Annotated in this window: 16 protein-coding genes; 5 read left to right on the top strand and 11 right to left on the bottom strand. The window is 68.5% G+C overall.

Annotated elements, in window-relative coordinates:
• Position 1 precedes the first annotated feature (1 nt).
• Complete coding sequence (locus AC1DP9_RS03570; protein ID WP_477106635.1) at positions 2 to 523, bottom strand: CinA family protein; 522 nt, start codon at positions 521 to 523, stop codon at positions 2 to 4.
• A 327-nt stretch (positions 524 to 850) separates the two neighbouring features.
• On the opposite strand from AC1DP9_RS03570, the gene AC1DP9_RS03565 reads away from it, so the two are divergent.
• Positions 851 to 1936 (top strand): flavodoxin family protein, encoded by a 1086-nt coding sequence (locus AC1DP9_RS03565; RefSeq protein ID WP_477106634.1) that lies wholly within the window; start codon positions 851 to 853, stop codon positions 1934 to 1936.
• 16 nt (positions 1937 to 1952) lie between these two features.
• Here AC1DP9_RS03565 and AC1DP9_RS03560 read toward each other — a convergent pair whose 3' ends face one another.
• Positions 1953 to 3899 carry a PAS domain-containing hybrid sensor histidine kinase/response regulator gene (locus AC1DP9_RS03560; RefSeq protein ID WP_477106633.1) on the bottom strand — a complete coding sequence of 649 codons (1947 nt, stop codon included), beginning with the start codon at positions 3897 to 3899 and terminating at the stop codon, positions 1953 to 1955.
• Between the two features lie 243 nt (positions 3900 to 4142).
• Between AC1DP9_RS03560 and AC1DP9_RS03555 the strand changes: the two genes are divergently transcribed.
• Positions 4143 to 5282: a Rieske 2Fe-2S domain-containing protein gene (locus AC1DP9_RS03555; RefSeq protein WP_441591016.1), complete on the top strand. Its 1140-nt coding sequence runs from the start codon at positions 4143 to 4145 to the stop codon at positions 5280 to 5282.
• A gap of 25 nt (positions 5283 to 5307) precedes the next feature.
• On the opposite strand, the gene AC1DP9_RS03550 is transcribed toward AC1DP9_RS03555, so the two are convergent.
• On the bottom strand, positions 5308 to 6387 hold the full coding sequence (locus AC1DP9_RS03550; protein WP_477106632.1) for an alkene reductase: 1080 nt from the start codon (positions 6385 to 6387) through the stop codon (positions 5308 to 5310).
• A gap of 130 nt (positions 6388 to 6517) precedes the next feature.
• Between AC1DP9_RS03550 and AC1DP9_RS03545 the strand changes: the two genes are divergently transcribed.
• The 3 genes from AC1DP9_RS03545 to AC1DP9_RS03535 all read left to right on the top strand — a co-directional run bounded on the left by AC1DP9_RS03545 (position 6518) and on the right by AC1DP9_RS03535 (position 9742).
• Positions 6518 to 8107 carry a phospholipase D family protein gene (locus AC1DP9_RS03545; protein WP_477106631.1) on the top strand — a complete coding sequence of 530 codons (1590 nt, stop codon included), beginning with the start codon at positions 6518 to 6520 and terminating at the stop codon, positions 8105 to 8107.
• 62 nt (positions 8108 to 8169) lie between these two features.
• On the top strand, positions 8170 to 8505 hold the full coding sequence (locus AC1DP9_RS03540) for a helix-turn-helix transcriptional regulator (RefSeq protein ID WP_477106630.1): 336 nt from the start codon (positions 8170 to 8172) through the stop codon (positions 8503 to 8505).
• Positions 8495 to 9742: a type II toxin-antitoxin system HipA family toxin gene (locus tag AC1DP9_RS03535; protein WP_477106629.1), complete on the top strand. Its 1248-nt coding sequence runs from the start codon at positions 8495 to 8497 to the stop codon at positions 9740 to 9742. Before AC1DP9_RS03540 ends, AC1DP9_RS03535 begins: the two co-directional genes overlap by 11 nt.
• 36 nt (positions 9743 to 9778) lie before the next feature.
• Here AC1DP9_RS03535 and AC1DP9_RS03530 read toward each other — a convergent pair whose 3' ends face one another.
• The 8 genes from AC1DP9_RS03530 to AC1DP9_RS03495 all read right to left on the bottom strand — a co-directional run bounded on the left by AC1DP9_RS03530 (position 9779) and on the right by AC1DP9_RS03495 (position 18573).
• Positions 9779 to 10846: a 2-aminoethylphosphonate aminotransferase gene (locus AC1DP9_RS03530; RefSeq protein ID WP_477106628.1), complete on the bottom strand. Its 1068-nt coding sequence runs from the start codon at positions 10844 to 10846 to the stop codon at positions 9779 to 9781.
• Positions 10833 to 12038, bottom strand: coding sequence for a phosphonopyruvate decarboxylase (gene aepY, locus AC1DP9_RS03525; RefSeq protein WP_477106627.1), 1206 nt, complete (start codon positions 12036 to 12038; stop codon positions 10833 to 10835). Before aepY ends, AC1DP9_RS03530 begins: the two co-directional genes overlap by 14 nt.
• On the bottom strand, positions 12035 to 13744 hold the full coding sequence (gene aepX / locus AC1DP9_RS03520; RefSeq protein ID WP_454757048.1) for a phosphoenolpyruvate mutase: 1710 nt from the start codon (positions 13742 to 13744) through the stop codon (positions 12035 to 12037). The genes aepY and aepX overlap by 4 nt, the downstream gene beginning before the upstream one ends.
• Positions 13741 to 14526 carry a phosphocholine cytidylyltransferase family protein gene (locus AC1DP9_RS03515; protein ID WP_477106626.1) on the bottom strand — a complete coding sequence of 262 codons (786 nt, stop codon included), beginning with the start codon at positions 14524 to 14526 and terminating at the stop codon, positions 13741 to 13743. Before AC1DP9_RS03515 ends, aepX begins: the two co-directional genes overlap by 4 nt.
• Positions 14527 to 14607: 81 nt before the next feature.
• The gene (locus tag AC1DP9_RS03510) at positions 14608 to 15609 is read right to left on the bottom strand and encodes a flippase-like domain-containing protein (RefSeq protein ID WP_092301090.1); all 1002 of its coding nucleotides are present in this window, start codon (positions 15607 to 15609) and stop codon (positions 14608 to 14610) included.
• Positions 15606 to 16433, bottom strand: a complete 828-nt coding sequence (locus AC1DP9_RS03505) for a HalD/BesD family halogenase (RefSeq protein WP_477106625.1) — start codon at positions 16431 to 16433, stop codon at positions 15606 to 15608. Before AC1DP9_RS03505 ends, AC1DP9_RS03510 begins: the two co-directional genes overlap by 4 nt.
• A gap of 7 nt (positions 16434 to 16440) precedes the next feature.
• The gene (locus AC1DP9_RS03500) at positions 16441 to 17115 is read right to left on the bottom strand and encodes a CDP-alcohol phosphatidyltransferase family protein (RefSeq protein ID WP_092301098.1); all 675 of its coding nucleotides are present in this window, start codon (positions 17113 to 17115) and stop codon (positions 16441 to 16443) included.
• A 195-nt stretch (positions 17116 to 17310) separates the two neighbouring features.
• Positions 17311 to 18573 carry a cytochrome-c peroxidase gene (locus AC1DP9_RS03495; protein ID WP_477106624.1) on the bottom strand — a complete coding sequence of 421 codons (1263 nt, stop codon included), beginning with the start codon at positions 18571 to 18573 and terminating at the stop codon, positions 17311 to 17313.
• Positions 18574 to 18625 lie beyond the last annotated feature (52 nt).

Raw genomic sequence — 18625 nt, 5'->3', positions numbered from 1 at the left:
GTCAATCCCGGCCGGCGCCGCGCTGTGCCTGTTCGTAGTAGTGCTGGATGCGCAGCAGCGCGTAGTCGGCGGCAGCGAAGCGCACGGTGTTGCGGTCGCCGTCGAAGCGCCGCGTCTCCGTGAACACGGCCAGCGGGGCAGTGCGGCCCGGCATCCGCAGCACCCACGCGAAGCACTGCGTGCCAGCCGGGGTGTCGTCGGGCGCGTTGCCGTCGGCCACGCCCGTGTTGGCAATCGCCAGATTGGCATCGGCCAGACGCAGCACGCCGTGCGCCATGGCCAGCGAGACGGCCTCGCTGGTCAGCCCGTGGCGACGGATGACTTCCTCGGGCACACCCAGCACCGAGGTCTTGATGTCGGGCGCATAGGCCACCACGGCGCAGCGCAGCACGTCGCCGCAGCCGGGCACCTCGGCAATGCGCGACGCGATCAGCCCGGCCGTGCACGACTCCGCCGTGGCCAGCCTGAGACCATGGCGCGCGAGGAATTGCGCCGTATCCCGGATTTCAGGACTTTCTTTCATGTCGATGCCTTGTCGAGTGATGGCGTGGAGGGGCAGGTTTTGTGCCAGCGCGGCTGGAGCCGCCGGCCCTCTCCCCCGGCCCCTCTCCCGCAAGCGGGCGAGGGGAGCACACCGGCAGGCTTTGATGGGCCCCTGGTTTTCTCCCCTCTCCCTCCGGGAGAGGGGCGGGGGAGAGGGACGGCGTATCCACGGGCGACGCCGCGCGCAAAACCTGCATCGTTCTCCACGCATCCCCTTGTAAGACTTGCCAAGCCGCCCCACTGGCGGGCGCTGCGGGGTGGCGCCTATCTTGCAGAGACCTATGCGTCACCACAGATGGGGAACGCCATGGACAAAGACGCCGCCCACGACGTGCGCAAGGGGCAGGTCACCGAAAAAATGCCGCGCGAGGCGTTTCGCGAGCGCTTCCGGGCGCGCTTCTACGACCCGGCGTTCCGCGCCGAAGAGGCCGCGATCGACCGGCTCGAAGCCATCGCCTGGGCCGCCTACGCCGACAGCCGCAAGGCGCCGCTGACCGCCAAGGCCGGCCCGGGCGCGGCGGACCCCGGCTACGACGTCTCCGTGGAATGGCTCGCCGCCCGGGACGCCATCGCGGCAGCGCAGCAACGGCAGTCAGACCCCGCCACGCCGCCCCGCGTGCTGCTGGTGGTGGCTGCCGCGCGCAACGACTTCACCTGCCCAGGCGAGATGTCGAAGTCATGGCGGCTCGCCGAACTGGCCCGGGCGCGGCTCGAACACGATGGCATGACCGTCGATGTGCTCGACCTCAGCGTGCTGACCTCGGACCCGGACCGCCAGATCCACCCCTGCAAGGGCTGTGTCTCCACCGCCATGCCGCTATGCCACTGGCCGTGCAGCTGCTATCCGAACCACGCGCTCGGGCAGGTCAACGACTGGATGAACGACCTCTACCCGCGCTGGGCCGCCGCGCACGGCGTGATGATCATCACGCCGGTGTACTGGTATCAGGTGACCAGCCCGCTCAAGCTGATGATGGACCGGCTGGTCTGCGCCGATGGCGGTAACCCGGACCCGAGTAGCACACACGGCAAGACCGTGCCCGAGGCCAAGGCACTGGAACTGAAGGGTTGGGACTACCCGAAGCACCTCGCGGGCCGGGTCTACGGCCTCGCGGTGCATGGCGACGTGGCCGGCATCGAAGGCGTGCGGCGCGCGCTGTCTGACTGGCTCGACTGGATGGGGCTGGTCGATGCGGGGCAGAAGGCCCGGCTCGACCGTTTCATCGGCTATTACAAGCCCTACGCGACGTCGCACCGCGAACTCGATGTCGATGGGGACGTGCAGCGCGAGGTGGAAACCGTGGCCGGGGCCGTGGCCAGCGCGGTGCGGCTGCGCCGGTCCGGCGGGCTGCCGCAGGCGGATGAGGCGCTGCGGGCGCCGCGTGTGAAGTAGGGGAGATCAGCCGGAATCAGCCGGCGTCGATGGCCTGGAGCAGCGCCTCCAGTTCCACCGGCTTGACCAGATGCCGGTGGAAGCCGGCCTCCTGGGTCTGCTGGCGGTCCGAGGCCTGCCCGAAGCCGGTCATCGCGATATAGCGCGTGTTGGCCAGCGTGGGCATCTGGCGCAGCGCGTGGACCACCGCGAAGCCGTCCATGCCCGGCATGGCCAGGTCGACCAGCGCCACGTCCGGGCGCACGCGCGCCGCCGCGTGCACGGCTTCCATGCCATCGTAGGCAATCGTCACGGCGTGGCCGGACATCTCGAGCAGGATCGCCATGCTGTCGGCGGCGTCGCGGTTGTCGTCCACCAGCAGCACGCGCAGCGGCCGGGGCGTGCCGGCGGCGGCATCGGCGTTCTCGCTGGCCGGATTGAACGCCGCAGCCAGCGGCAGCTGCACCGTGAAGGTGGCGCCCAGCCCGGGCCCCTCGCTCGTGGCCGAGACCGAGCCGCCGTGCATCTCCACCAGCGAGCGGCACAGGGACAGGCCGATGCCCAGCCCGCCCTGCGCGGTGCTGCCGGGGCGGTCTTCCTGCACGAACAGGTTGAAGATCGTGTCGAGCGACTCGCGCGCGATGCCCCGGCCATGGTCGATGATCTGGATCACCAGCGTGCGGTGGCGCACCATCGACGTAATCGAGATCGACGCGCCCGGCGGCGAGAACTTGGAGGCATTGAGCAGCAGGTTCTGGATCACCTGCACCAGCCGCGTGCGGTCCGCGAACAGCGGGATGTCCTCGGTGGCGGCGGTTACGCCCACCGGCTGGGACTTGGCGGCCAGCGTCGGCTCGGCGGCCTCGATGCCGAGCGCGATGATCTCGCGCGCCTGCATCGGCTCCCGCCGCAGCTCGATCTTGCCGGCGGCGATGCGGCCCACGTCGAGCAGATCGTCCACCAGCCGGGTGAGGTGGGTCATCTGCCGGTCGATCAGGCTCAGGCTCTTTTCGGTGACGGCGGGCTCCTGCGGGCGCAGCCGCATCACGGTCAGTGCGTTGCGGATCGGCGCGAGCGGGTTGCGCAACTCGTGCGAGAGCGTGGCCAGGAACTCGTTCATGCGGCGCTCCGATTGTTCAAGTTCGACCAGCCGCTTGCGCTCGCTCATGTCGCGCGTGACCTTGGCGAAGCCGCGCAGGTTCTGGCGCTCGTCATAGACCGCCGTGATGGTCACGTTGGCCCAGAACAGCGAGCCATCCTTGCGCACGCGCCAGCCCTCGTCCTCCACGCGGCCCGTGGCGCGGGCGATGGCCAGCTCGCGGCCGGGCTTGTCCGCCGCCAGGTCCTCGGCGGGATAGAAGACCGAGAAGTGCTTGCCGACGATCTCGTCGCGGCGGTAGCCCTTGATATAGGAGGCGCCGGCGTTCCAGCTCATCACCCGGCCGTGCGGGTCGAGCATGAAGATGGCGTAGTCCTTGACACTCTCCACCAGCATCCGGAAGGTTTCCTCGCTCTGGCGCAGGGCCTCGGCGGCGAGGCGCTGCTCGGTCATGTCGCGCGTGACCTTGCCGAAGCCGAGCAGGTGGCCCTTGGGGTCGCGCAGCGCCGTGATGACCACGTTGGCCCAGAAGCGGGTGCCGTCCTTGCGCACGCGCCAGCCTTCGTCCTCGAAGCGGCCGATGCGCGCGGCGGTCTCCAGCTCCATGCCCGGCCAGTTACGCGCGCGCGCCTCGTCGGTATAGAAGCGGGAGAAATGCTGGCCGACGATCTCGTCGCGCGCATAGCCCTTGATCCGTTGCGCGCCGGTGTTCCAGCTGGTGACGTGGCCCTCGGCGTCCAGCGTGAAGATGGCGTAGTCCGTGACGGCTTCCACCAGCGTGCGCAGGCGTTCGCTATCCACATCGTTGGGCGAGGCGGCTGGCGAGGGCCCCGAAGGCTGCGAAGGCGGCGGGGGCGGGGAGGGTGGGGATGCGGGGCGCGGCATCGTGTTGGCTGGCTTCAGATCCTCCAAGGATACATAGATTTCGACCATTTCTGGCCCGGTGGCTACCCGCAGGCAGGAGATTCCCACCCATCGGGCAGGCCGGGGCTGTCGCCGCTCCGCAACACGTGGCGCGGGGCGTGCCGGGGTGGGGTAACGTCGGAGAAATGCCGACATACCGGGGGGGCGCAATGGGGTAGACTCGATCGCTTCCCTGCCAGTCCTGGCTCCACGGAGACGCCACGCATGTATGCCGAGTCCGCGCTTGACCGCCGAACCATCGATTCAGCCGTGCAGGCGGAGCCGCCGCCAGCCGCCATGGCGGCGCCGCAGCCACTGGCCGGTGACGTCGGCGTGCGGGACCTGCGGCGCGTGCCGATCCACCCCGACTACTGGTATCCGCTAGCCTGGTCCAAGGAAGTGAAGCGCGGCAAGGCGCACGGCGTGCGCTTCGCGGGCGACCCGATCGTGCTGGTGCGCACCGAGAGCGGCAACGTGTTCGCGCTCGAAGACCGCTGCGCCCATCGACAGGTGCCGCTGCACGCGGGCGTGGTCGATGGCGAATCGATCCGCTGCTGCTACCACGGCTGGACCTACGATTGCACTGGCCGCTGCATCGACGTGCCCTACCTCGGCAAGGAACGCCTCCCCAACGGCGTGCGCGCCTACCCCTGCAAGGAAGTGGCTGGCCTGATCTTCGTCTTCCCCGGGGACCCCGCGCTGGCGGACAGCAAGCCGCTGCCGGCCTTCGCCTCCGTGGCGGACAAGCAGTACAAGACCCGCCGCCTGGGCCGCGCGGTGAAGTGCCACTACTCGTTCATGCATGAAAACCTGATGGACATGAACCATCAGTTCCTGCATCGGCGCCAGATGGGCATGATGCGCGCGCGCTCGGTCGGGCGCAGGCGCGGCGAGGGCTTCGTCGAGGTCGATTACACCTTCACCCGCGAGGGCGGCAAGCAGCCCGTGGGCGAGGCGCTGGTGTTCAGCAAGGACGGCGGGGAGGCCAGCAAGGATGTGATGACGGTACGTACCGTCTATCCCTATCAGACACTGCAGATTCGCTCGGGCAGCGGGACGCTGGTGATGGACCTGTGGATTGCCTACGTGCCGCTGGACGCGGCGCAGCGCACCAACCGGACCTTCGGCATGCTGTCGATTCGTCGCCCGGGGCTGCCGTTCGCGCTGGACCTGGCGTGGCCGCTGCTGGTCTGGTTCACCGAACGGATCTTCAAGGAAGACCGCGAGATCGTGGAGATGGAACAGGCCGCCCACGACAAGCAGGGCGCGGACTGGAACCACGAGGTGTTCCCGGTCATCCGCGACCTGCGCGACCTGCTGCGCGAGTGCGGCGGCCGGACGGTGATTCCGATCCAGAAGATCTGAACCCCGTCCCAGCCGACCTACGCCATTACGACGCCGACGCGGTTTCCAGCGTCGGGTAGTCCGTATACCCGCGCGTCTCGACGCCGCCCGTGCCGTACATCGTGGCCGGGTCGACCGCGTTCAGGTCGGCGCCCAGCCGCAGCCGTTCCACCAGATCCGGATTGGCGATGTACGCGCGGCCGAACGCCACGGCGTCGGCATCGCCCGTCGCCAGCACAGCCGTCGCGGCGGCCTGGTCGAAGCCATCGTTGGCGATGATCGCGCCACCGAATTCGCGCTTCAGCAGCGGCAGCAGGGCGCCTTCGCCCGGCGTCTCACGCACGAACAGGAAGCCCAGGCCGCGCTGGCCCAGCGCCCGCGCCACATGGCCGAAGGTCTCGGCCGGCTGGCTTTCGGCCATCGAATGGCTGGGCGAACGCGGCGCCAGATGCACCCCCACGCGCTTGGCGTCCCACACGGCCGTCACGGCATCCGCCACTTCCAGCAGGATGCGCGCGCGGTTCTCGATCGATCCGCCGTATTCATCCGTCCGCACATTGCTGCCGTCCTGCAGGAACTGGTCGAGCAGGTAGCCGTTGGCGGCGTGGATGGTCACGCCATCGAAACCGGCCGCCTTGGCGTTGGCGGCGGCGCGGCCGAAGTCGGCCACCACGGCGCGGATCTCGTCACGCGTGAGTTCACGCGGCACCACGAAGGGACGCTGCGGACGCAGCAGGCTCACATTGCCCCCGGCCGCGATCGGGCTCGGCGCCACAGGCTGGCGGCCATTGAGCAGGCTCGGGTCGGAAATCCGGCCCACGTGCCACAGCTGGGCCACGATGCGGCCGCCGGCGGCGTGTACGGCATCCGTTACTTGTTTCCAGCCTGCTACCTGCTCGCCGGACCACAGGCCCGGCACGTTCTGGTAGCCCACGCCGTCTTCGGAGATGGGCACGCCCTCGGAAATCAGCAGGCCGGCGGAGGCGCGCTGGGCGTAGTACTCGGCCATGACCGCGTTGGGGACATGCACGGGCTCGGCGGCACGCAGCCGGGTCAGCGGCGCCATGACGATGCGGTTCGGCAGCGCCAGGTCACCAATTTGCAGGGGATCGAACAGGGTGGGCATAAGCATATCCGTCACGGTTATAAAGCTTGCAAACTGCAAGTAACGCAAGCTTAGCAGCGCGCGGTAAGATCGCAAACGTCGATTTCGACCCACTCAATTGTTGCGGGTGGAACAATCCAGGAGCGGTCCGATGCGCGTTGCAAACTGGCTGATGGCGGCAGGAGTGATCGTGATGTCGATGCTGGGGGCGGGCTGCGCCAGCCTGCCGCCGCATCCGGCCCAGCCACCGACACAGGCCCTGGCCTTGGCCGATTCCGCCGATACCGCACTCGGCCGGGCACTGGCGCCGCGCCTGGCGCAGCATCCCGGCGAATCGGTGTTCTATCCGCTCACCGCCGGCGCCGATGCCTTCGCCGTGCGCCTCGCGCTGGCCCGCACCGCCCAGCGCAGCCTGGACCTCCAGTACTACATCTTCGATGCCGACGACACCGGCCTGACCCTGCTCGCCGAGGTTATGGCTGCCGCCGACCGTGGCGTGCGCGTGCGACTGCTGCTGGATGACCTCCACACGGATGGCCAGGACCAGGCGCTGGCCGCGCTGGACGCCCATCCCAACGTCGAAGTGCGCCTGTTTAATCCGTTTGCCAACCGGGGCGTGCGGATGTTCGAGTTCGCTACTGATTTCCGGCGCGTGGACCGGCGCATGCACAACAAGTCGATGACGGCGGACAACCAGCTCACCGTGGTGGGCGGCCGCAATATCGGCGATGCCTACTTCGCGGCCAAGTCCGATGTCGATTTCAGCGATCTGGACCTGCTGGCGGCGGGCCCGGTGGTGCCGCAGGTCTCGGCCGTGTTCGACGATTACTGGAATGCCGAGGCCACCTATCCGCTCGCCACCCTGGCGACGCCCCAGTCGGACGCCGAGACCGTGGCCTTCCAGCAGCGCGTGCGCCAGTACCTGGACGACCGCAAGGTCAAGCTGCGCGCCACGCCGTACGGCAAGACCGTGCTGGAGTCCGGCGTGATCCGCGCCATCCAGCAGGAGGCGCTGCCGGCCTACTGGGGCCGCGCCACGGTGATCGCCGACCGCGCCGCCAAGGTCACGCTGCCGCCCGAGGACGATTCGACCCACGCGATTCCGGCGCTGATCAAGGTGCTGGGCAGCGCGCAGCACGACCTCACGCTGGTCTCCCCATACTTCGTGCCCGGCGGTGCCGGCATGGCGTGGCTGACCGGGCTGCAACAGCGCGGCGTGCAGGTCCACATCCTCACGAATTCCTTCGGCGCCACCGATGTCTCGGCGGTCCACGCCGGCTACGCCCCGCGCCGCGAGGCGCTGCTCCGGGCTGGCGTGTTGCTCTATGAACTCAAGCCCAGCGCCTACGCGGAAATGGCGAAGGAGAAAAAGGGGCACGGCATGGGCGGCAGCAGCCGGGCCAGCCTGCACGCCAAGACCTATATGGTCGACCGTCGCCTGCTGTTCATCGGCTCGCTCAACCTGGACCCGCGCTCGGCGCGGCTCAACACCGAGATGGGCATCGTCGTGGACAGCGCGCCGCTGTGCGACATGCTTGGCAAGCGGCTCGACGATGCCTTGCTCGACGCCGCCTACCAGGTCGTGCTGCTGCCCGACCCCCAGACCGGCAACCTCCAACTGGCCTGGATCACCCGGGAGGACGGCGTGCTGCGCACCTACACCAGCGAGCCGGACATGAGCACCTGGAACCGTATCGGCCAAGGCTTCATGCGCCTGCTGCCGGTGGAATCGGAGTTGTGATGACGGAGGCACATGCGTACCCGTGCTTGCTATAACAAGCAGTAACGCCAATAATGCTTGTTATGACACGCCCGATCGCCTCGCCACTGCCCCCTGAAGTCGGATTGCGCCTCGCCGCGCTCGGCTCCCGTATCCGGGACGCCCGGCAGCATCGCAAGCTGCGCCAGGTCGATCTGGCGGAGCGCGCCGGCCTGTCCCGCTCGACCATCGAGGCCATCGAGCGCGGCAGCCCCGACACCGCCATCGGCGCCTTCGCCCGCGCCCTCTGGGTCATGGGCCTCGACCGCGAACTGGACGTCGTGGCCGACGCCGCGCTCGACCAGGAAGGCGCCGCACTCGAATACCAGCCCGGCGAGCGCCGCGTGCGCATTCGAAGGGCACTCGACAATGACTTCTGAAATCTGGGTCTGGGCCTGGCTGCCGGGCGACACCGAGCCCACGCTGGCCGGCCGCTTCCGCCACACGAAACTGCCCGGCGGCGGCACGCCACGGTATCGTGGCGAGTTCGTCTACGGCCGCTCCTATCTGACCAACCCGGACGCGCTCGCACTCGACCCGGTGCAACTGCGGCTGGTGGACCGCGTCTACGAGACCACGGCGCTGGAAGGTGTCTTCGGCCCGATGCGCGATGCGATGCCTGACGACTGGGGCCGCTATGTCATCGACCGGCTCTTCGGCCCGCCGGCCGACCTGACGGGCTATCTGCTGCGGGGCGAGGGCGACTCGATCGGCAATCTGGGTTTCAGCACCTCGCGGGAGATCCCGCCCAAGACCTATTCGCTGCCCGGCTACGACATCCTGCCGCTGACGCGCGGGGTGCTCCGGGGCTTGCAGGAGCGCCGGCATGTCGATCCGGCGCTGGTTGGGCTGGTGCGCCCGAACACCAATCTGGGCGGCGCACGCCCGAAGATGACAATCGGGCATGAGGGCAAGCAGTGGATCGCGAAGTACCCGACGCAGGAAGACCATGGCGCGCCGATTGCCCGCGTGGAGCGGGCCATGCTGGGGCTGGCGCAAGCCTGTGGCATCCGTTCCGTCAACACCCGCGTGGTGGAGGACGATCTCCTGCTGGTAGAGCGTTTTGATCGGGCGCGCAGTGCCGATGGCACCGGCTGGCGGCGCGACGCGTTCCTGAGCGCCCAGACCGTGTTCCACGCCAATGTCGATGTGCAGGCCTACGCGTTCACAGGCAGCTACGCACGGCTGTCGCGCGAAATGGCCCGCTTCAGCGAGACGCTAGCCGCGGACCGCGTGGAGCTTTACCGGCGGATGGTGTTCAACTGCTGCATCGCCAATACGGACGACCACGAGCGCAACCACGGCTTTCTTGCCGGCGATACGCCGGGGCTGTACACGCTCTCGCCGGCCTACGACCTGGTGCCGCGCCAGCACGCCACCCGGCGCAGGGAGCACGCGCTGGCCATTGGCGAGGAGGGTTTCGTCGCCACCCGGCAGAACATCCTGAGCGACTGCGCGGTCTTTGGCCTGACGCGCGCGCAGGCGGAGGACATCCTCGACGAAATCGCCGGGACGGTGCAAGGCCGCTGGAAACAGGGATTGATGGCCGAGGGGATCGGCGAGCAGGAAGCCGACGACTGGGCCGTCTGCTTTACCCCGCTGCCGGATTCCCTCTGATCGATTAGCCGACCGACTCGCCGATCGACTAGCCGACTAACGCTGCGTCAGCGCCTTGAAGCCGTCCACCAGCCGGTCGATGTCGGCCGGGGTGATCGCGCCCATGGTGGAGATGCGGAACAGTTGCGCGGACAGGCCGCCCTGGCCGGCGTAGATCACGAAGCCGCGCGCCTTCAGGCCGTCGTGAAGTTGCTCGTACGTCACGCCTTGCGGCAGTTTGTACGCGCGCAGCACCACGGACGACTGGGTGGCGGGCCACAGCGGTTCGATGCCGAGTGCCGCCAGCCCCGCGCGGGCTTGTTCAGCCAGCGAAGCGTAGCGTTGATGACGCGCCTGCCAGCCGCCTTCTTCCTCGTGCTCGCGCAGGGCTTCCACCAGCGCGTAGTACGCGTGCACGGACGGCGTGAACGGCGTGTTGCGCTGGTCCTGGAGCTTGGCCAACCGGCCGATGTCCAGGTAGTAGGTGCGGCTGGCCGCCTGCGCCAGCGCGCTGCGCCGGGCGATGACGAAGGCCGCGCCGGGCACGCCGTGCAGGCACTTGTTGGCCGTGGCGGACACGGCGTCGATGTTGCCGCCGAAGTCGATGGCCTCCGCGCCGAAGCTGCTCACCGCATCCACCAGCAGGCGCACGCCGTGTTCCTGGCAGAGCCGGTCCACGGCGGCGATGTCGTTGAGCCGCCCGGTGGTGGTCTCGTGATGGATCACCGCCACGTGCGTGATCGCCTTGTCAGCCTTGAGGGCGGCGGCGATACGGTCGAGGTCGGGCGCGTCCATCCAGTCGTGCTTCACCAGCGTGTGCGCGATGCGGTACTGCGTGGCGATCTGCGCGATGCGCTCGCCATAGACGCCGTTCTGCACGATCAGCAGCTTGCCCTGCTCGGGGACGAGGCCGGCGATCATGCTTTCCAGCGCGGCGGTGCCCGAGCCCGTCATCAGCACGGTGGACCATGCGGCGGCGTCGAGCGCGTAGATCTTCAGCAGCCGCGCGCGGGCTTCGTCCTGAAGGTCGAAGAACTCGCTTTCGCGGTGGCACAGGTCGGTTTGCAGCAGGCTCTGGCGCACACGCTCGGAGAGCGTGACGGGGCCCGGGTTAAGCAGCAGCATGGTCGGTGCCTTGGCTTGTGCCTTGATCGGCGCCGATCTGGCGGCCGAGGCGGGTCTTGACTTCCACCGGCGTCACGGTCGGGCGCGGCAGGCCGTCCGGCGTGCCGGCGCGGGTTTGCAGGCAGACGAAGGTCGGGCCGGCCTTGGCCGTGGCGGCGCCTTGCAGGACCTGGTCGAGCAGGTCGAGGTGATCGCCCTCGGCTGCCGACGCGTAGCCGCATGCAGCCGCCACCGAGGCGAACGACACGTTGTGCGACACCGTCGACTGGCCGCCCGTGGAGTCGTGCGCGTTGTTGTCCAGCAGCACATGCGTGAGGTTGGCCGGGCCGTAGGCGCCCAGCGTGGCGAACACGCCCATGCGCATCAGCGCGGCGCCGTCGCCATCGATGGCCACCACGCGCAGGTCCGGGCGCGCCAGCGCGAGGCCGAGCGCGAACGGCGTGAGGCAGCCCATCGAGCCGACCATATAGAGCTGGTTCGGCCGATCATCGAGCGCATAAAGCTCACGACCGCAAAAGCCGGTGGAGGCCAGCACCACGGTGCCGTCGACCGGCGTATGGGCGATCACGCGGGCCAGTGCGTCGCGGCGGCTCGGCAGTTCGGCGGCCGGCACGTTGCGGCGCGACACCTGCGGCGTGGCCTTGGGCCGTGCCTGCGGCGGCGTCTGGGCCGTCAGCGGATAGGGCGCCACGCTGGCTTTCTGCATGACCAGCGCGTAGGGCCGGCCGGTGGCGTCCATATGGGCCACCGCCCGGTCCAGCGCGGGGGCGACGTCGGCCGGCTCGGTCGGGAACAGCTCCCATGGAATCTCCATGGTTTCCAGCATGGCCGGCGTGACCGGGCCCATCAGCGCGTGCTGGGGCTCGTCATGCACGCCGGGCTGGCCGCGCCACGTCACGATCAGCAACTGCGGCAGGCGGAACGTCCACGTCAGCGAGGTCAGCGGGCTGACGGCATTGCCGAGGCCCGAGTTCTGCATCATCGTCACGCCGCGCACGCCGTTTTGCGCGCCTTGCGTCACGCCGGCGATAAAGGCGACGGCATCGCCCTCATTGGCCGCCGAGACGTAATGCAGCGAGTTGTCCTGCACCACGTAGTTGATGAACGGCGTCAGGTACGAGCAGGGCACGCCCGCGTACCACTGGAAGCCACGCTCGCGCGCGGCCTCCACGAACTGGACCGCCTCGATCATCGGGCGGCCTCGCCGTCAGCCTCACCGTCGACATTCCCCAGGGCGTACGGCGTCTGCGTATGGGCGAAGTCGCCGGCACGGCGGAAATCGTCCAGATCGTTCACACCGCGCCAGTGGCCGTGCACGTACTTGACCTCGACCTTCTCGCCGGCTTCGACCAGCGCGTTGAGCAGGTCGGGCAGGTCGAGCTGGTCGAAGTCAGGCCGCTCGCGCAGCTTGGCCAGCAGCGCCTGCAGCTTGGCGCGGCCTTCGCCACGCACGCTGAACAGGCCGATCCAGCGGCCATTGGGCTGGGCTTCGCCGGCGGCGGGCAGGGTGTCCGAGACCTTCTTCAGGGTGATGGTCTGGCCGAACAGATCGCGATCGTCGCCGCCCGAGCACCAGGCGAAGTCGCGCACGCTCTGGTTCGACGGTGCGGTCTGCGAGGAATCCACCACCACGCTGAACGGGGCGTCGGATTCGAGCAGGTCGCGCAGGATGTAGCTGCGGAACAGCAGGTCGCCGTAGGCGATCACGGTGTCGGTCTGCATGGCATCGGCCGCGCAGGCCAGCGAGGCCAGTTCGCCGGTCTGGGCGTGGCGCTCGTTGACCGCCAGCTTGATGCCGGCCGTGTCGATGGCCTGCGCCTGGTAGCCGCCCACCACGGTGATGTCGTTGATGCCTTGCTTCTTGAAGCCATCGACCAGCCAGCGCAGCAGCGGCTTGCCGGCCACCGGCAGCATGATCTTGGGCTTGTCTTCGGTCAGCGCCTCCAGGCCCTTGCCACGGCCCGCCGCCAGCACCACGGCGGCACCCGGCACCTGCGCGCCGGACAGGTAGATCTTCTCGGCGGCCGAGTACTCGTCGGCGTCCTGCAGGCGGAAGATCTCGTTGACGGAGGCAATGCGGTCTTCCACGTTCACCAGCGTTTCGCTGTCGTGGATTTCGCGGGCCACGGCCTGCATTGACGAGGCCGCCACGCGCACCAGGTGGTTGGCCCAGATCACGAGGCTGATGCCCGCCTTGCGGAAGGCCTCGGTCGGCGTGCTGTAGTACTTCGTCGGCACGATGACCAGCGGACCCCGGCCCGCCCATTCACGCGCGAAGGTCAGGATCTCGTCCGGCTTGGACAGCTTGCTGTGGATCAGGATGGCGTCGGCGCCGGCCTGACGGTAGGCCTCGGCGCGGCGCAGGGCTTCTTCCATGCCCCAGCCGGCGATCAGGGCCTCCACGCGGGCGACGATCGAGAAATTGTCGTCGGTCTGCGAGTCCTTGCCGGCCTTGATCTTGCCGCAGAATTCGTCGATTTCCGCCAGCGGCTGGCGCTCGCCGTCGATGAAGCTGTTGGTCTTCGGGAACTGTTTGTCCTCGATGCAGACGCCGGCAATGCCGCGCTGCTCGAGCTTGCGCACCAGACGGCGCACATTGTTGAAGTTGCCGTAGCCGGTGTCGCCGTCGAGCAGGATCGGCAGGTCGCTGGCATCGGCCATGAACTCGAGGTTGTCCACCACCTGAGTCCAGCTGGCCTCGTTGTTGTCACGCACGCCGAACTGGGCCGAAATGGCCAGCCCGGAGGCCCAGATGCCCTTGAAGCCGGCCTCGCGCACGATGCGCGCGGACAGCCCGTTGTGGGCTTCCATGATGAATTCGAGCTGGTTGGACACCAGCATCTGGCGCAGACGGGCGGCGCGGGAGGTGGCGAGCAGGTTCGGGTCGATGGCGTTCATTGTGCGAATCCCACGATGGGCAGAAGTTGGGGCAGGACTTCATTGGCGGCGCGTTCGACGTCGCCGGGGAAATCGATCTCGATCCACGGCGCGCCGGTTACGTCGGCCGTGTCGAACTGGTGGCTACGCTGGGCCAGCGACTCGAGCAGCAGGTCGCGGACGGCTTCCTCGTGCGGCATGTTGGCGCGGCCCGAATCGACGTAACCCTTGACGATCTCGGCCAGCCGGCGTGCCGTGTGTTCCTGGAATCGGAAAAATCCTACGGATTCGCCGATGGTGTCGTACTGGAGGTCGGCCATCAGCTGCTTGCGCAGCTCTACCGGCACGCCGTCGCGCAGGCAGAGCTTGACGGGCTCGTCGCCGGCCTCGAAATCGCGGTCGATCAGCAGGCGGTTGACCGTCTCGCCGGCCACCAGTGCGTTGAGAATGCGCTCATCGTAGAGCACGTCGGCGTCCATCAGCAGGACGTCGCCGCCGCGCGTGAGGGCGTCCGCCACGGTGTGCACGGTCAGCACGCTGCCGAGGTCGAAGCGCGGGTTCAGCACGATTTCCACGGGCGGGTGACCGGCCGGGCGCTCGATCTGGGCCAGTTCGGCCTGCACTTGAGTGGGCTCGAAGCCCAGCGCCAGCACAACTTCCGTGACGCCGGCCGCGTCGAGCATGCGCAGGTGGCGCTCGAGCAGGGTGATGCCGTCAAAGCGCAGCAGGCACTTCGGAAACTGCTTGCCCGCCTGTTGCTGAAGCCGCAGGCCCAGGCCCGCGGCGAGAATGATTGCTCGCATTATTGTCTGTTCACCTTGCTTGAGGATTTGCCTGGGGATGTATCCGGGGGTTGCCTGGGTCGACGGGTTATTCGATATGCATTATTCGGAGCCCTGCCACGCGGCCTGCCGGGTGCGCCGGCGCTGGTATCGACGCTCGCTGTGATGCAGGTAGAGCAGGCCCGGAATGCCGAGCACGAGTTCGCGCACGCGCTTGGCCAGCGACATCGCCAGCGCGGCATCGGGCGGCAGGCCCACCAGCGGCGCCAGCAGCAGATAGCCGCCTTCCTGCGCACCGAGCGAGCCGGGAATGGCGAACGCCGCGCCACGAATCGCCTGACCCACGCTCTCCAGCAGCAATGCCTCGTGCCAGCTCACCGGATGGCCCAGGAAGTAAAGAATCAGCCAGACCTCGCCGGTGCCAACGATCCAGCCGGCCAGATTCAGCATGAAGCTGGCGGCTACCTTGCGGCGGTCGCGGTAGAGGGCGCGGATGGCCTCGTCCACGGCATCGGCGCGCAACGCCAGATCATCCCAGTTGCGCTTGCCGAACACGCGCGCGGCCACGCGCATCACCCGGCCGAACATGCCGCGCCGCTGGAGGATGCAGAAGGCCAGCACGCACAGGGCCAGGACCACCGTCACGGCGATGATCGGCGTGCGCTGGTCGGAGAGGTTGCCTTGCGCACCGAACAGCAGAATGCCGAGCAGTGCGAACAGCATTTGGGAGAGCGCCTGCGTGGTCGTGCTGACGGTGATGGCCGCGGCGGCGTCGCGCATGCGGGCGCCATGATGGGCGAGGTAGCGCACCATCAGCACCGGGCCGCCGATCTGGCCAGCCGGCAGCAGGCTGTTGACCGACTCGCCGGCCCAGCGCGCACGCAGCGCGGTGCAGAACGAGCCATGGTGCGCGGTGCGGTCCACCAGCACGGCGATGGCGGCGGCGTCCAGCGCCAGCGGTACCACGTGGAACGCGGCGACCACGGCCAGGCCCCAGCCGGCCGACATCAGCGTGGTCGTGACCGCGCCAAAGCCTTGCCATGCCAACAGCGCGACAAACAGCGCCGCGCCAATCGTCAGCAGAATAAATGCGGCACGCGTCACTTGCCAGACTTCCCGCCTGATAGCAGGCGCTTGAAGACCTGCCGGAAGCCGAAATAGGCCACCGCGTCTTTCATATTGGAGATAAAGCGCAGCCACGGCCGCATGCCCGGATCGGTCACGTATTCGAAGGTCAGCGACACGCGGATCTCGTTCGGGCCGGCCGGGGTGATGCGGTGGCGCAGCTTGTCGCCATCGAACAGCACGATGCCGCCCGGCGGAATCTGCACCGCGCCCGGTTCATCGGGCACCTCGAGGTTGCGGGTGTGGAGTTCGTATTCGAGCCGGCACGAGGACTCGTCCAGCACGCCGATCAGCAGCGTGTAGCGCCGGCCGTCGTAATAGGAGGTGTCGTAGTGCCAGCCGATATGGTCGCCCGGGCGCGTGTAGTAATAGAGCGCGTAGGCGTGCGGGTCGGTGGGCGGGCAGACCTGGAGCTTGTCTCCGGTGACCTGTTCGAGCCAATGAATCAGCGCGGGCGATCGATAGAGTTCGGCAATGAAGGGCGCCTGCTCGTCGATGGTGTGTCGGCTGACGCTGCCGCCCTGCTTGTGGCCGGGCAGGTAGTTGCGGTTCAGCCCCGGCTGGAGCGCGCGGGCCAGCGCCTCCAGCTCGGCGCACTGCTCGGGCGGCAGGAATGTGTCGAGGTAGAGGAACGCGCCCTGGCGGTCGAAGTCGGCGCGCAGCGCGGGCGTGTCCAGCCCGGCCGCCGCGCGTGCCACGGCGGCATCCGGGTGGCCCGCATGACGCGGAGGCGGCGCGGGAGCGTCGATGACTGGATCGAGCGGGGAATCGAGCGCGATGTCGCGGGTAGCCTGTTCCGTCATGGCTGCCTCAATGTTTCGTTGGGGTGCCGACCGCCTGGGGGCGCCGCATGACGCGCCAGTAGTCGATGATCACAAGCAGGGCAAACAGCGGCGCGCCAACCGAGGCCAGCGCCAGGAACGGTCCGATGCTGCTGGTCAGCGTGACCAGCGGCAACAGGTACAGCACGTCCTCGGTCTCGAACCCGGCGGCGGAAGCCTGCTTGGTGCCACTCTTGCCAACCCGCGATTCTATACGCATGCGCAGGAAGAAGATCAGGGCCACCGCCAGCCCGGCCACGGTGCCGCGGCCCACGGGGCCGATCGCCTCGGTGGTCGCGGGCGCGGTCGCGCCAATCGCCATGCCCATGCTGACGAACAACAACACGGTAATCAGGGCGTCGCTGGCCAGATCGTAGAAATGCCCGATCTTGCTGCCTTTGCCGCTGATTCGCGCCAGTTCGCCATCGGTGTGATCGATGAAGTTGGACAGCACGACCAGCAGGGCGCCGTAATTGGTCCACGCGTAGCCCCCCTGCGCCAGGCAGGCAACGCCGGCCAGCCCGATGAGCAGGCGCAACGTGGTCAGGTGGTTCGGGGTGACTCGGGTATTCCGGAGGGGCCGCACAAGGCGGCGGGCAAGGCGGGCATCCCAGGTGGGCGGCATGGGCGGCTCATCCGGGAAATTCGGGGATTTCTGGTTCATCCGTCAACAATCTGGAACGCGTCCCGGCGCGGAGGGGCCGGGCGATGCGCAACACTACGCCGGTGGCGCGGGAATGACAAGCGCACCAGAATACGCCTTTTTGCGGGACGGCGCACTGAGGACGGGCCCGGCGGGCGCTGGGGGCGGCACCTGCAATGTGGCGCTGGCGCCGCCCCGGGGCGGGCGAAAAGCGGGCTAGGGCCGGAAGCCGTCGTCGAGGGTGCGCAGGAACGCCACCACGTCGCGGATCTCTCGGTCGTCCAGCGCCGGGCGGGCACCGGGCTTGCGGTCCATCGGCGGGTCGAAGTCGTCGATATTCTGGCGCAGCGCGGGCGGCAGGTCGTCGTAGGCCACGGTGCGGCCACGCGCATCGCGCCCATACCATTTGGCCGGTTTCAGGTCGCGCTCGACATAGAAGCGCACCACGTCTTCCAGATTGTGGAAGCGCCCGTTGTGGAACCACGCGCCGCGCTGCGCCGTGTTGCGCAGCGTGGGGGTCTTGAACATGCCGCAGTAGCCCTGCTGGGCGGCCTGGTCGGTGCGCTTCGGGCCGCACAGGCCGAGGTCGTAATACTGCGGATTGGCGTTGGCGGCGATCTCCGGGTTGCGCGGCACGCCGAGCGCGGCGAACTGGTAATCGGTCAGCAGCGGATGGGAGCCGTCGGCGCCCTTGTCGATGCGATGGCAGGCCGCGCAGTTGCCTTTCGCCGGGTCCGAGAACAGCCGCAAACCGCGTGTCTCGGCGGCGCTGAGGGTGGTTTCGCCATCGAGGAAGGCGTCGAATTTGCTGTTGTAGCGATGGAAGCTGGGGTCGTCGAGCTGGAAGCGCTCGAGGGCCTGGGTGGCGGCATCGAAGGCGCGCTGGGGATCGTCGAACACATTGGCGCCGAAGGCGGCGCGGAAGGCGTCGCCATAGGCAGCACGTCGTAGTTTGGCTACGACGGCTTCGCGGTCCGGGTTCGCCATCTCGTCCGGATCCAGCAGCGGGCCGCCGGCCTGCTCGCGCAGGCTGTTGAAGCGGCCATCCCACATCAGGCCACCCGTCGGCGGGCTATCGGTCTCGGTCAGCCGCTCGCTGAGGCTGGCCACCTGCACCTTGTGCCAGATCGGCGTGCGATTGAGGGTGTACGCCAGGGAGGGCGTGGCGCGCTTGCCCTGGCGGGTGAGGTCCGGGCCGCCAAGCTGCACGGCCAGCGCATTGGGCGGGCCGTAGCCGTGGGCGGGATCGTGGCAACTCGCGCACGATTGCCGGCCCGAGGCAGACAGCGTGGGGTCGAAGAAAATCGCCTTGCCGAGGCTGGCCAGCGTGGCGGCGTCGGGCTTGGCGGGGGCGGGGGCTGACGCGGCGGCGGCCGGGGTGGCAGCATCACGCGGCTGGCAGGCAGCCAGCAGGCTCACACACATAGCCAGCCACAGCAGGGCGCCCAGGCGGCGCGGCAATCCGGTATCGAGGGTCATGGCAACGGCAAGCCGCCGGGCGCTTGCGCAACCCGGCGGCAGTCAGTGGTCG

The organism is Cupriavidus sp. 01L43 (assembly GCF_056399925.1).
This window is presented reverse-complemented; position numbering and strand designations above follow the sequence as displayed.

Bases quoted from the DNA above. Each gene is read 5' to 3' on its own strand.
- AC1DP9_RS03500 (WP_092301098.1), bottom strand. From the start codon at position 17,115: ATGAACCAGAAATCCCCGAATTTCCCGGATGAGCCGCCCATGCCGCCC.
- AC1DP9_RS03515 (WP_477106626.1), bottom strand. From the start codon at position 14,526: ATGCGAGCAATCATTCTCGCCGCGGGCCTGGGCCTGCGGCTTCAGCAA.
- AC1DP9_RS03540 (WP_477106630.1), top strand. From the start codon at position 8,170: ATGACACGCCCGATCGCCTCGCCACTGCCCCCTGAAGTCGGATTGCGC.
- AC1DP9_RS03530 (WP_477106628.1), bottom strand. From the start codon at position 10,846: ATGCTGCTGCTTAACCCGGGCCCCGTCACGCTCTCCGAGCGTGTGCGC.
- AC1DP9_RS03560 (WP_477106633.1), bottom strand. From the start codon at position 3,899: ATGCCGCGCCCCGCATCCCCACCCTCCCCGCCCCCGCCGCCTTCGCAG.
- AC1DP9_RS03550 (WP_477106632.1), bottom strand. From the start codon at position 6,387: ATGCCCACCCTGTTCGATCCCCTGCAAATTGGTGACCTGGCGCTGCCG.
- AC1DP9_RS03495 (WP_477106624.1), bottom strand. From the start codon at position 18,573: ATGACCCTCGATACCGGATTGCCGCGCCGCCTGGGCGCCCTGCTGTGG.
- aepY (WP_477106627.1), bottom strand. From the start codon at position 12,038: ATGATCGAGGCGGTCCAGTTCGTGGAGGCCGCGCGCGAGCGTGGCTTC.
- AC1DP9_RS03535 (WP_477106629.1), top strand. From the start codon at position 8,495: ATGACTTCTGAAATCTGGGTCTGGGCCTGGCTGCCGGGCGACACCGAG.
- AC1DP9_RS03565 (WP_477106634.1), top strand. From the start codon at position 851: ATGGACAAAGACGCCGCCCACGACGTGCGCAAGGGGCAGGTCACCGAA.
- AC1DP9_RS03505 (WP_477106625.1), bottom strand. From the start codon at position 16,433: ATGACGGAACAGGCTACCCGCGACATCGCGCTCGATTCCCCGCTCGAT.
- AC1DP9_RS03555 (WP_441591016.1), top strand. From the start codon at position 4,143: ATGTATGCCGAGTCCGCGCTTGACCGCCGAACCATCGATTCAGCCGTG.
- aepX (WP_454757048.1), bottom strand. From the start codon at position 13,744: ATGAACGCCATCGACCCGAACCTGCTCGCCACCTCCCGCGCCGCCCGT.
- AC1DP9_RS03570 (WP_477106635.1), bottom strand. From the start codon at position 523: ATGAAAGAAAGTCCTGAAATCCGGGATACGGCGCAATTCCTCGCGCGC.
- AC1DP9_RS03545 (WP_477106631.1), top strand. From the start codon at position 6,518: ATGCGCGTTGCAAACTGGCTGATGGCGGCAGGAGTGATCGTGATGTCG.